General features: G+C 34.1%; 9 protein-coding genes. 8 read left to right on the plus strand and 1 reads right to left on the minus strand.

Annotated elements, in window-relative coordinates; translation table 11 throughout:
- Window positions 1–2,549: alanine--tRNA ligase (gene alaS / locus ABIQ27_RS06465; RefSeq protein ID WP_348032964.1), on the plus strand; the 2,549-nt coding region annotated here is incomplete at its 5' end.
- Between the two features lie 2 nt (window positions 2,550–2,551).
- Window positions 2,552–3,325, plus strand: a complete 774-nt coding sequence (locus tag ABIQ27_RS06470; RefSeq protein ID WP_348032965.1) for a hypothetical protein — start codon at window positions 2,552–2,554, stop codon at window positions 3,323–3,325.
- A 41-nt stretch (window positions 3,326–3,366) separates the two neighbouring features.
- Here ABIQ27_RS06470 and ABIQ27_RS06475 read toward each other — a convergent pair whose 3' ends face one another.
- Window positions 3,367–5,118 carry an ABC transporter ATP-binding protein gene (locus tag ABIQ27_RS06475; RefSeq protein WP_348032966.1) on the minus strand — a complete coding sequence of 584 codons (1,752 nt, stop codon included), beginning with the start codon at window positions 5,116–5,118 and terminating at the stop codon, window positions 3,367–3,369.
- A gap of 124 nt (window positions 5,119–5,242) precedes the next feature.
- On the opposite strand from ABIQ27_RS06475, the gene ABIQ27_RS06480 reads away from it, so the two are divergent.
- From ABIQ27_RS06480 to ABIQ27_RS06505, 6 genes are all read left to right on the plus strand, one after another.
- Window positions 5,243–6,199: a GSCFA domain-containing protein gene (locus ABIQ27_RS06480; RefSeq protein ID WP_348032967.1), complete on the plus strand. Its 957-nt coding sequence runs from the start codon at window positions 5,243–5,245 to the stop codon at window positions 6,197–6,199.
- Window positions 6,200–6,275: 76 nt separating this feature from the next.
- A complete protein-coding gene (locus ABIQ27_RS06485; RefSeq protein WP_348032968.1) occupies window positions 6,276–6,665 on the plus strand; it encodes a hypothetical protein in 390 nt (129 codons plus the stop codon).
- A gap of 26 nt (window positions 6,666–6,691) precedes the next feature.
- Window positions 6,692–8,527: a PQQ-binding-like beta-propeller repeat protein gene (locus tag ABIQ27_RS06490; protein ID WP_348032969.1), complete on the plus strand. Its 1,836-nt coding sequence runs from the start codon at window positions 6,692–6,694 to the stop codon at window positions 8,525–8,527.
- A gap of 62 nt (window positions 8,528–8,589) precedes the next feature.
- On the plus strand, window positions 8,590–10,011 hold the full coding sequence (locus tag ABIQ27_RS06495; RefSeq protein WP_348032970.1) for a hypothetical protein: 1,422 nt from the start codon (window positions 8,590–8,592) through the stop codon (window positions 10,009–10,011).
- Window positions 10,012–10,357: 346 nt separating this feature from the next.
- Window positions 10,358–12,316: a sensor histidine kinase gene (locus tag ABIQ27_RS06500; RefSeq protein WP_348032971.1), complete on the plus strand. Its 1,959-nt coding sequence runs from the start codon at window positions 10,358–10,360 to the stop codon at window positions 12,314–12,316.
- A gap of 244 nt (window positions 12,317–12,560) precedes the next feature.
- The gene (locus tag ABIQ27_RS06505) at window positions 12,561–13,208 is read left to right on the plus strand and encodes a response regulator transcription factor (RefSeq protein ID WP_348032972.1); all 648 of its coding nucleotides are present in this window, start codon (window positions 12,561–12,563) and stop codon (window positions 13,206–13,208) included.
- Window positions 13,209–13,244: the final 36 nt, after the last annotated feature.

Below are 13,244 nucleotides of genomic sequence, written 5' to 3' on the forward strand. Positions count from 1 at the left end.
AAGACGATCCAACCCTAATGTTCAACAACTCGGGAATGGCACAATTCAAAGAATTTTTCTTAGGCAATGGAACTCCAAAATGCCCAAGAATAGCCGATACGCAAAAGTGTCTTCGTGTTTCAGGAAAACATAACGATTTAGAAGATGTAGGTTTTGATACCTATCATCACACTATGTTTGAGATGTTGGGTAACTGGTCTTTTGGCGATTATTTCAAAAAAGAAGCTATCAACTGGGCTTGGGAATTATTGACTGAAGTGTATAAAATCCCAAAAGAGAATCTATACGTTTCTGTTTTTGAAGGAAATCCTGAAGAGAATGTTCCATTTGATCAGGAAGCGTGGGATATCTGGAAAACATTAATCGATGAAGACCGAATCATTCTCGGAAATAAGAAGGACAACTTCTGGGAAATGGGTGACCAAGGTCCGTGTGGGCCGTGTTCTGAAATCCATGTTGACATTCGTTCGGAAGAAGAAAAGAAAAAAGTATCAGGGAAAAGTTTGGTGAATAATGACCATCCGCAAGTCGTTGAAATCTGGAATAATGTTTTTATGGAATTCAACCGTAAAGCTGATGGAAGTCTGGAAAAATTACCAGCACGACACGTTGATACCGGAATGGGATTTGAGCGTTTGTGTATGGCATTACAAGGAAAAACTTCGAATTATGATACGGATGTTTTCACACCTCTTATCGAAAAAGTGGAACAAATCACAGGATTAACATATACTTCAAACGAAGTTAAAAATATTAGCGAAGAACAAAATAAAACCAACATTGCGATTCGTGTAATTGTAGATCACGTTCGTGCGGTAGCTTTCGCGATTGCTGATGGACAACTTCCTTCAAATACCGGAGCAGGTTATGTAATACGTAGAATTTTGCGTCGTGCGATTCGTTACGGATTTACTTTTTTGAATACCAAAGAGGCGTTTATCAATAAATTGGTTGCTGTTTTAGCAGATCAAATGGGCGATTTTTTCCCGGAAATCAGATTGCAGCAACAATTGGTTACCAATGTAATTCGTGAAGAAGAAGCATCGTTTTTGAGAACTCTAGACCAAGGTTTACAATTGCTGGATAATGTTGTTGCTAAAACAAAAGGCAATGAAGTTTCAGGTGAAAAAGCATTTGAATTATACGATACGTTTGGTTTCCCAAAAGATTTAACAGCCTTGATTCTGAAAGAAAAAGAAATGTCTTTCAAAGAATCTGAATTTGATGCATCAATGAAAGCGCAAAAAGACCGTTCGCGTGCAGCTTCTGAAGTTTCTACCGAAGACTGGAAAGTTCTAATTCCCGGAAATGTGGAAACATTCGTTGGTTATGACAAAACAGAAAACGAAGTAAAAATCACCCGTATCCGTAAAGTTGATTCTAAAAAAGATGGCATTTTATACCAAATTGTTTTAGACAACACACCATTCTATCCAGAAGGTGGAGGACAAGTGGGCGATAAAGGAACTTTGGTTTCGGCTAATGAAACCATTGATATCATTGATACGAAGAAAGAAAATAATTTGATTCTGCATTTTGCAAAACAGCTTCCCGAGAATATTGAAGCCAGTTTTGTGGCAAAAGTCAACACCGATTTATTGACATCAACTTCCAAAAATCACTCGGCTACACACTTGATGCATTTGGGATTGAGGAACATTTTGGGGACTCACGTAGAACAAAAAGGTTCGTTGGTAAATCCAAATCATCTGCGTTTTGACTTTTCACATTTTGCTAAAGTAACCGATGAAGAAATTCGAAAAGTGGAAGATTTTGTAAATACCAGAATCGAGGAGCAATTGCAATTAGTTGAACATAGAAGTATTCCAATTAAGCAAGCGATGGAGCAAGGTGCGATGGCTTTGTTTGGAGAAAAATATGGCGATAATGTTCGTATGATTGAATTTGGCGACAGCAAAGAACTTTGTGGTGGAATTCACGTGAAAAACACAGGCGAAATCTGGCATTTCAAAATCCTTTCTGAAGGCGCTGTTGCTGCCGGAATCCGCCGTATAGAAGCGATTACCGGCGATGCTGTAAAAGATTATTTTACGCAACAGGAAAACGATTTGGATGCGATTAAGGAAACTTTGAAAAATCCACAGGATACTTTAAAAGCAGTAGTTTCTTTGCAGGATGACAATACCAAACTGAGAAAGCAAATTGAGCAGTTATTAAAAGAAAAAGTTGAAGGATTAAAGAACAATTTGGTTGGCGAATTCCAGGAAATTAACGGAATCAACTTTTTAGCGAAACAAGTTGATTTATCAATGAGTGCTACTAAAGATTTGGCTCAGGCAATCGGAACTTCTAAACCTAACTCATTCGTGTTTTTAGCTTCTGTTGAAGAAAATGCTCCAAATATTCATTGTTATATTTCTAAAGAATTAGTTGCGGAAAAAGGATTAAACGCCGGAAACGTAATTCGTGAATTAGGAAAATACATTGATGGAAATGGTGGTGGACAACCTTTCTTCGCTTCAGGAAAAGGAAAGAATGTTGCCGGAATCAAAGAAGCATTAGAAAAAGCGGTAGACTTTATTAAATAATTATGAAAAAGTATTTCATTTTAGGAACTATCTTCATTTTATTAAATGCCTGTTCAAGTGATTCAGGTAATAATAATGGCAGTGGTTTATTAGTTAAAGAATACACTTCTAAAACAACTTCCTATGATGGATTCACTTCGACATCTGAGATAGTTTACAAATATTTTTATAACGGAAATAAACTTGCAACGGTTACTTATGGTGATTCTTTTTTACCATTGACAACTGCCAGCTATACTTATGCTGGCGATTTGATTACAACAGTAAAGCAGGGAAGTGGGGCAATTTTTTTTAGCGAAAGCCATTACCAATATGATGATAGTGGCAGACTTATTCGCGAAACGACTCAACCTATTAATTCGGGTATTTCGGAAGATCTTAAAATCTATACTTATAATCCTGACAATACTGTAATTAGAGAATGTTATCACGGCTTAACAGCCAATCCGGCCGATTTATATGAAACAGATAGAATTTCTTTAGATAGCAACAATAGATTTATAAAGCTGGAAATATTAAATGGCAGTATTTGGACAACTAAAAATGAAGCTACTTACTCCATTTATAATAGCCCATTCAAGAATATTACCGGTTATGATAAATTATTTATCCTGCAGGATTTAAAGAATGGATTCAACACCTTTAATCAATATACTAATCATTCAACCTATAATTACACGATTAATAATTCTAATTATCCTGCAAAAAGCACTCATAAAGTAATTACTTATGCAGGAGCAACATTATCGGCAACCACAGATATATATAAATATTAGTAAACAAAAAACCCTTTCAAATCTTGAAAAGGTTTTTTTGTCTATTCTTTTTTGCGTTCACCAATCTGCTGACGCCACATCGCATAATACAAACCTTTTTCTTCCAATAAAGCTTCGTGTCTGCCTTGTTCGATGATTCGTCCTTGTTCCAATACAAAAATCTTGTCTGCGTGCATTACTGTTGATAATCGGTGCGCAATCAAAACAGTGATTCTGTTTTTGTCTGAAATATTTCTGATTGTTGCATTGATTTCCTCTTCAGTAATCGAATCTAAAGCTGAAGTTGCTTCGTCAAAAATTAATAAATTCGGATTTCTCAATATCGCACGGGCAATTGATAATCGTTGTTTTTCGCCACCGGAAACTTTAATTCCGCCTTCGCCAATCGTAGAGTTCAATCCATCTTCGGCACGTGCTAACAATTTATCACAGCTGGCTTTGTGTAAAACTTCCAGTAATTCTTCATCGGTTGCAGATGGTTTTACAAACAATAAATTTTCTCTGATAGTTCCCGAAAACAATTGTGCATCCTGAGTAACAAATCCGAGTTGTTTTCTCAAATCCAATAAATCAATTTCGGTTGAATCAATCGAGTTGTATTTTACGTGGCCTTTTGCCGGTGGATACAATCCGACCAAAAGTTTTACTAAGGTTGTTTTTCCTGCTCCGGATGGTCCAACAAAGGCAACTGTTTCACCTTGTTTGATATCAAAATTAATATCTTCTACGGCAGGATGTTTGGCTGTTTTGTGTTTAAAACTAACATTCGAAAAAAGTAAAGATTCAATGGCACCGACATGTTTGGCATTTTTTGGACGATATTCTTTTGGAGCACTCAGTAATTCCTTGAAGTTTTCCATAGAAACTTTGGTTTCATTCAACGCGATGATAAACGCACCCAATTCTTGCAATGGTCCAAAAATAAAGAAAGTAAAAAATACCATTGTTAGTAAATCACCAACAATGATTTTGTCGCCAAATAAGAAATAGTACAAAGTGAAAACAACACAAGTCCTTAAAAAATGAACAGTTGTTCCCTGAATAAAACTCAGACTTCTGATAAAACGAATCTTTTGTAATTCGAGTTGCAAAATTTTCAGCGTGTTTAAATTCAGACGTTTTTCTTCCTGATACGTCAATCCCAAACTTTTTACCAATTCAATATTCCGTAAACTTTCGGTCGTTGAACCTGCTAAAGCATTGGTTTGTGTGACAATACTTCTGGAAACTACTTTTATTTTTTTGCCTAAATAAGAACTTATTAATGCAATAACAGGAGCAGTAATTAAAAAGATAATCGAGATTCTGTAATCGATTCGGCCAACATAAATAATCACAAAAATAAATCCGATAACCGTTTGGAAAATCAACGAAATAGAAAGCGTAATTAGTTTTTCTGAATCAGACCGAACTTTAGTAAGCTTGCTTAAAGTCTCGCCACTGCGTTGGTCTTCAAATTCTTCGTATGGTAAGTCTAAAGATTTTTTGATTCCGTCAGTATACATTTCGGCACCCGTTCTTTGAATCACGATGTTGGTAAAATAATCCTGAAAGTTTTTGGTAATCCTGGAAATCATAGCGGCGCCTAATGACAATCCTAGCCAAAAGGATAAAGATTTGATAAAACCAATTTCGTTGCCTTTGTATTTTGCAATGCCAACACCACAATCCTGCATCAATTTACCGGTAATTACAGAATCGGACAAGCTAAAACAAATGTTTATTGCTGCCATAAACAAGGCAAAAAACAAAAGCATTTTATGTTTTTTGAGATAAGCGTATAATAGTTTCATGAAGTAAAATAATTTTGAATGTCAAAAGTAAAAAATAAATAGCAACCAAGTTTGTGTTTGGATTGTATTACTTTATAATTCGATAGAGCGTTTTAGGTTTAAAATCATTTTGTACTTTTGAAAAATGAATTTCACAACTAAAGTACCAATAGCAAAATCAAGTAATCCAATAGATTATAGTTCCAAAATAGTATCTTTTGGTTCCTGTTTTGCTGAAAATATGAGTGAGAAGTTCAGTTATTTTAAATTTCAAAATACGGTCAATCCGTTTGGAATAATTTTCAATCCGGTTTCTATTGAAAATCTGATTTCGAGAGTTGTCAATAAGAAGAATTTCACTGAAGAGGATATTTTTTTTCACAACGATTTGTGGCATTGCTTTGAAGTACATTCGGAATTATCAAATCCGGATAAAAATGATTTTCTGAATTTACTAAACCAACTTCTCGAATCAACCAATAACCAAATAACCAAATCCACACATATCATAACTACATACGGAACGTCTTGGGTTTACCGAAATAAATCATCAAAAAATGTTGTTGCCAATTGTCATAAAGTGCCACAAATCCAGTTTGACAAATCCATTTTATCTGTAGAAACTATTGAGAAATCTATTCAGAATACAATTGATTTAATCCGAAAAGTTAATCCGAATTGTCATTTCATATTTACGGTTTCTCCAGTTCGGCATATCAAAGATGGTTTTGTAGAAAATCAAAGAAGCAAGTCGCATCTAATTACTGCTTTACAAAACATTTTGCAAACTGAACACTGTAAACTGAACACTGAATACTTTCCTTCTTACGAAATCATGATGGACGAATTACGCGACTATCGTTTCTATGCCGAAGACATGCTGCATCCAAGCCAAACAGCGATAGATTATATTTGGGCTCGTTTTTTTGAAAATTATATTTCTGAAGAAAGCCATTCCACAATGGAGGAAGTTTCCAGTATTCAAAAAGCAATGGCACATCGACCATTTAATCCCAATACAGAAAGTCATCAGAAGTTTCTAAGCAATCTTAACGACAAGATTATCAGGCTTCAAAAGCAATTTCCGCACTTTCAATTTTAACAAAATACGGCAAATGTCGTATTTCCTTACTTAGGTTTTAGTCATAGGTTTGCTATGTAATTAACAACCTAAAACCATGAAATTTTTAAAAACTACACTAGTATTCGCAATTTTTATATTGTGTACTACCAATGTCGTTGCTCAAAGTAACATCCTTTCTCAAAGACCCGTGCTAACGGATGAGGAAGAAGTTTCGGCGGCGGTAACCAAAGAAATCGATGAAGTTTTTCAATCTGCAGATTTCTTAAAAAAGAAAAACAAAAAATATGCTGATATCAAAGGAACTATGGTCATTGATATTGGCGTGGTGCAAAACGGAAAGGTTTCTTCCTTTTTCAAAGTAGACAGCGACATCAAGAATATTGACTTTATCAATTTCATGTCAGACTACATTCTGCAACACAAATTCCAGTTTAAACTTCAAAAACAACAACGCTATAAGATTCGTTATACAGCAACTTTTTAATAACCTAACAATAAAAACAATAAACAATGAAAAAAACTACTTTAGTAATGATGATGCTAACTTTAGCATTCACATTACCTGCAACAGCCCAATTTGGGAAACTATTAGGCAAGGGCAAAGCCGCCGGAAAAAAATCGGGAAGCTTTGCTACTGTTTGGGAATCAGAATTTGACAACAAAGCCTCACGATTAGCTTTGTGTGATGGTGATGGTCAATTTATAATTGGAACAGATGATAATTCGGCTTCGGTTTTAAACTCTGATGGAACAGCAATCTGGAATGGCGATTACAAGAAATTGACTACCAATAAAACAAACAATTCAGAATATCAATACACCATTTGGAAAGATAAAGGTGGTTATCTGTTTCTTTTTGATAAAAGAAGTTTAGGAACAGACAGAGTTGCCGTTTTGGATTTGGCATCGGGAAAAGAATTATGGAATTCGGAACTTTATCAGGATTTAATTCCAAAAGGAACTAAGGCAGCTGAAGGAAGTGATGAAGGCGAATTGGAAACTGTAAAATATATTAATGAACTTGATTCGTTTTTAATTTCTCAAAGGAATTCTGTGATTTTGGTAAAAGCAAATACAGGAGAAAAAGTTTGGGAAACCAATCGTTTCAAAGGTGGTGTCGGGAAATATGTATACGATTCAAAAAGAAATGAAATCATCATGGTAAACTTCAAGCCAACAGCTCTTGGCGCATTGTTTTCCGGATACAAAAACCAATTGGTTAGAATCAATGCGGCGAATGGAGATGTAGTTTGGGACGCCACTTTTACCGGATCAATTGAAAAAGAATTGGTGACCAGAAGAGCGATTATTGATTTATGGATTAAAGGTGATAAAATATTCATGTACCTGGACGGAATGAATGTATACGACTATAATACAGGTCAAAAAATATGGAATGTAAATTATGAAAATGATATGGCTGGTGCCAAAGGAGGAATGTTCAGCGGAGGAAAACGTTCTCAAATCTACAGAACAATTGCCGATCCATTATTTACAGACGATGCGGTTTATATTGTGATTTTAGGAGGAAGAGATAAAACCAAATATGTTGAAAAACACGATTTGAATTCCGGGAAATTGATTTGGGCTTCTGATAAAATCACAGGTGCTTTTTGTATGCCAAATATTTACAAAGCCAATGATAAGATTTTGGTGCAGGTTGGTGGAAAAGTACAGGTTCAGGAATTAAGACTTGAAGAGGTTTCTAGTGGATTATCAGCAGGATTGGCTTTAGGCGGTTTTGGTGGTGGAAGCGCGAAACAATGGGTTCCTTATATCTATTGGGATTATAAAAATCAAAAAAATTCAGTATTGTGTTTAGATGATGCGACAGGAAAAACTGCCTGGCGTTCTGAAAAATTTGACAAGCGTATCACGGATTTGATTTTGGACGATAATAAAACTGTTTTTGTTGGTGATGGAGATGAGTTTTATGGTTATGATATTGCTTCCGGAAATCAATTGTTTGATGTAAAACACAATGATGCTAAAGTTGGAAGAGCTTCAGATGTTATCGATTTTGATGACAAAGTCGTGGTTCTTTCAGAAAAAGGCTTGGCTGCTTACAACAAAAAAGACGGCTCAAGGGCTTATGCTTCTGACAAAATAAAAGGCGTAGATTATTTCTATCATATTGGCGATAATTATTTCCTGAGAGATCAGAGAAACAGTAAAAACATCATTTACGGAATTGATATGACTAATGGAGAAACTAAAGGTTCTGTTCAATCCAAAGGAAAAGGAGGAAGCCCAAAATACGGTAACGGAATTGACATCACTTCAGACGGTGAATACATATTTGCTTTCAAAGGCAAAAAAGTAGAGAAAATCAAAGTTAATAATTAAAATTTTGGTTTGAATGAAAGGGCTGTAACTTGAGACTTACAGCCTTTTCTAATCGTAACAATATGAAAACAAAATTATTTTTTTTCGCTTTCTTTTTAATTTTTTCTGTGAATGCACAACAAGTGCAATGGGCAAATAAATTGATAAAATATTCTTCAGATTTAGGAGGAAAACAATTTGGAATCAAAAGGATTTTGGGAAAACCGGATGCTTTTCCACAGGCAGGAAGCAGCCCAAATGCATGGACGCCAAAAAATGCACTGAATGGAGAATTCGTTGAAGTGAGTTTTGAAAAACCACAAACGGTAAAACAAGTTGCTGTCTTCGAAAATCTAAATACAGGCTGTGTTTCCAGAATTGCCGTTGATAATGGTTCGGGAAAATATCAAACTGTTTGGTCCCGAAACATAAATTATAAAACACCGACTTTCAGAGGTTCAATTCCTGCTGACAGAAAGTATTATTACAAACGCAAAAGGAGAAAAATTCAGGAAGCACCAGATGTGCTTAATCCGGGAATTGAAAATGTAATTTTAGAAAGCGCTGTTTCGGGCGTTGTTGCCGTTAGAGTAGATTTTAATTTTTCTTTGCTTCCAGGACAAAAGCAAATTGATGCTATTGGTATTTCTGATTCAGAAACACCACTTCAGGCCACAATAAATACAAACGAAGCTTTTGAGAAACTGCTTCCTTCAACACAAATAGTCTTAGACGGAATAACACCAACAAATCCATCAATAACCAATGAAGGCAAGAAAATGTATATCACAGCCGTAGAGAATGACAACGAATTGATTTACTCTTTTTCAAAAAAAGCAGATGGCAGCTGGGGAAATAAAACGTTGGAAACTACTTTAAATACTGGGACTTCTTATAATTATGTTGAATTAGCTAATTCTGATTTTCTTTTAAAAGGTGGAAATGGGTATAACAAAGGAACAGGTGAAACAGGTTATCAGTTTTTTTTAAACAAAAATGGTAATTATGAAGCGGCAAATACAATAAAAGTTACTGCTTATAATAACTATGAAGACACTTCAGATGCTACGATGACAGCTGATGCGAAAGTTTTTATCGTTGGAATTGAAACAGATTTTACGCAAGGTGGAACCGATTTATATTTTGCAGATCAAAAAGAAGACGGAAACTATGGTTTTTTACAAAATATGGGTAAAGTAATTAATTCGGGTGCAGATGAAGGTATGCCACAGTTACTTTCGGATCAAAAAACCCTGCTGTTCAGCAGTAACGGATTCAGCGGTTATGGAGATTTTGACATTTATGTTTCTTACCGATTGGATGATTCGTGGAAAAACTGGTCAGAGCCAATTAATCTTGGAAGCAGGATTAATACAAATGAATTTGATGGTTTGCCATTTTATGATGAGAAAAATGAGCTTTTATACTTCATTTCATTTACCGATGGAAGCAATGTTTTGAAAAGCATCCCAATTTCTAAAAAAAGTTTGTTTAAGAACAAATAAATTTAATTTTAAAGATGACAAATGTTTTAGCCCTAATGACTTTTTTGTTTTTGATATTTATTATTTATTTAATTAATAAAATCCAGTTGGACAGACAAAAATTCCGTGCCAGAGTAAAATTTTTAGAAGATTTTATTGTGCAATTAGGTAATGAACAAAAGCTCCAAAACAAGCAATTAGAAATGTCGGAGGAGTTAAAGCAACAATTAAATTATATCAATTCTACTCTCAACAAAGAAATTTACGAACTGAATCTCGACTTGATCGAAGGTTTATATCCAAGAAAATGAATGTATTAACTTGTTATTTTAACATTTTTAATATATTTATCCTATAAATCTGTCGCATGAAGAAAACATTACTTTTATTTTTCTTGGTATTCTTATCTCAAACTGTAAAATCCCAAAATGCTCAGGATATTATTGATGGCTTAAAAAAGGATTTAAAAGCAAATCCTGATGCTAAAAAAACAGCAGCGATTTATTCTGATTTAACGTGGTATTATTCTAAAATTGCTACCGATTCTGCTTTGAATTATGGTGGTAAAGCTATTCGTGAATCTCAAAAATTAGGCGATTCCACATTGTTGGCTCAAGTATACAGCGATATTGGAGCGGTGTATTTTATGAAGGGCGATTTTCAAAATTCAAAGACAAATTATCTCTCGGCTTATAAAATCAGAAAGCTGCGAAACGATTATAGAGGCTTGGCAAAAATCAATAATAACCTGGCGAATATCTATGAAAAAACAGAACAATATAAGCCGGCAATGGCTTCTTTTTTAGAAGCTTTAAATTATTTTGAAAGCACAAAAGACGAAAAAAACAGTAGCATTACAAAAGGCAATATTGGTTTAATTCTTCTTAAATTAAAAAATTATCCAAAAGCATTGCAATACATAAGCGATGTAGTAAAATATCAGGAAAGCAATAATTTTACCGATCAGTTGTGCGTTTCTTGTTTGAATTTAGGCAATGTATATCTTCAGATGAATGATACTCTGAATGCTTTAAATTGCTATAATAAAAGTGTCAAAGCCTGCACCGCTGTTGGCAATAATAAGGGGATTTCCAGCGGATTCAATAATATTGCTACTATTAAAACCGAACAAAAAAAGTCTAAAGATGCACTGGCATTTTTTCAGAAATCAAAGAAAGCAAGAGAAGCGTTAAATTCAAATTTAGACAAAGCGAATTTTGATTTAAATCTGGCTAAAGAATATATCACTGCCAAAAAATTTACGGAAGCAAAGAAACTACTATTGTCGACGAAAAAAGTTTACGAAACAGGAAACCTCAGTGATAAACTGCAAATAAATTATAATTCATTGGTAATCGTTTGTTCCAATCTAAATCAAACAGACAGCGTGAAATATTACGTCAATAAGTTGGCGATAGTAAATGAACAATTACTCGTAAATAATACGGTTAAGCAAACAGCCGAGTTAGAAACTAAATACCAAACAGAGAAAAAAGAAAAACTCCTGCAAAAATCAAAAGCCGAAATAGCCATTGGTGAGTTGAAAATAAAGAAAAAGGAAACACAGTTTCTTATTTTAGGGTTGATATCTATAGCGTTGCTGATAATTATCTATTTGGTTTATCGTCAACAGCATCTCAAAAACAAGCAACAGGAACAGGAGTTTGAGCTCAAATCTGCTATCAGCAAAATCGAAACCCAAAACAAACTGCAGGAGCAACGACTTGAAATATCCAGGGATTTGCATGATAATATTGGTTCGCAACTCACGTTTATTATTTCGTCGGTCGATAACATTAAGTATGCTTTTGAAATTCAAAATTCCAAACTGGATGATAAAATTTCGAGCATCAGTAATTTCGCGAAGTCGACTATAATAGAACTTCGGGATACAATTTGGGCAATGAACAGCAGTGAAATAGCATTGGAAGATTTACAAACGAGAATTCACAATTTTATTGATAAAGCCAAAGAAGCCAAAGAAGGAATTCAGTTTTCGTTCCAAATTGAAGATAAATTAAAAGATATAAAATTCACTTCAATTCAAGGAATGAATATTTACAGAACGATTCAGGAAGCCATAAATAACAGCATTAAATATGCCGAAGCCCATAATATAAAGATTGATATTAAATCAAAAAGTCATACGGTGATTATAAGAATTATTGACGATGGAAAAGGCTTTGATATTGGCAAAATTGAATTGGGTAACGGAATAAATAATATGAAAAAGAGAATTCATGACATTCAGGGTGAAATAGATTTTGTCACAAATGATGCTAAAGGCACCGAAATAATCATCAAACTGAAGAATAAAATGCCATAAGGGTTTAAAAATAATGACTTAAATACGGCATCTGCCGTATTTTTTTTGTCAAATTATCTCGCCAAATTTGTTTCATCAAGTGGTATTGATGTTTATCATAAAATAACTTAGGTTGTTTTTATTGTTGTCCTTTTCATTCTGTGGTTTATTCAAGCTAAATCATAAGTTTGAAAAGGACTTTTTTTAAAATGAGTATGTTAACTTAAAAAAAATTAGCCATCTTTGGTATATAACTTATTCAAATATGTCCATCAGAATAGCCGTAGTAGATGATAATGTTTTTTTGCAAAAAGCAGCTGCTGAAAAGTTGTCTTTTTTTGACGATTTAGTTCTAAAATTTACAGCTATCGATGGAAATGAAATTCAGCAGAAATTAGAGCAAAATAAAAACATTGATTTAATCCTGATGGATATTGAAATGCCAAATTGCAATGGTATTGAAGCTACACAGATTATCAAGTCAAAATATCCGCAAATCAAAATCATCATGCTTACCGTTTTTGATAATGATGAGAACATTTTTAATGCGATAAAAGCTGGAGCCGATGGCTATTTGTTAAAAGAAGTAAATCCAAAAGAATTGCATCAGGGAATAATCGAAACACTAAATGGCGGCGCAGCCATGAATCCTTCAATAGCTTTGAAAACATTGAAACTATTGCGAAATCCAATTGACTTCGAACAAAAATGTGATGAAGAAATCAAATTGACCACAAGAGAAATTGAGGTTCTGGAACAATTGAGTAAAGGATTAAATTACAACATCATTGCCGATAATCTTTTCTTATCGCCTTCTACAGTTCGAAAACATATCGAGAATATCTACACCAAACTTCAGGTGCATAACAAACTCGAAGCAATTCAAAAAGCCAAAAATAACAATCTGATTTAATGCTTATGCGTTAAATTCAACAATCAGTTTAGAAAT

The organism is Flavobacterium sp., assembly GCF_039916025.1.
GTDB lineage: Bacteria > Bacteroidota > Bacteroidia > Flavobacteriales > Flavobacteriaceae > Flavobacterium.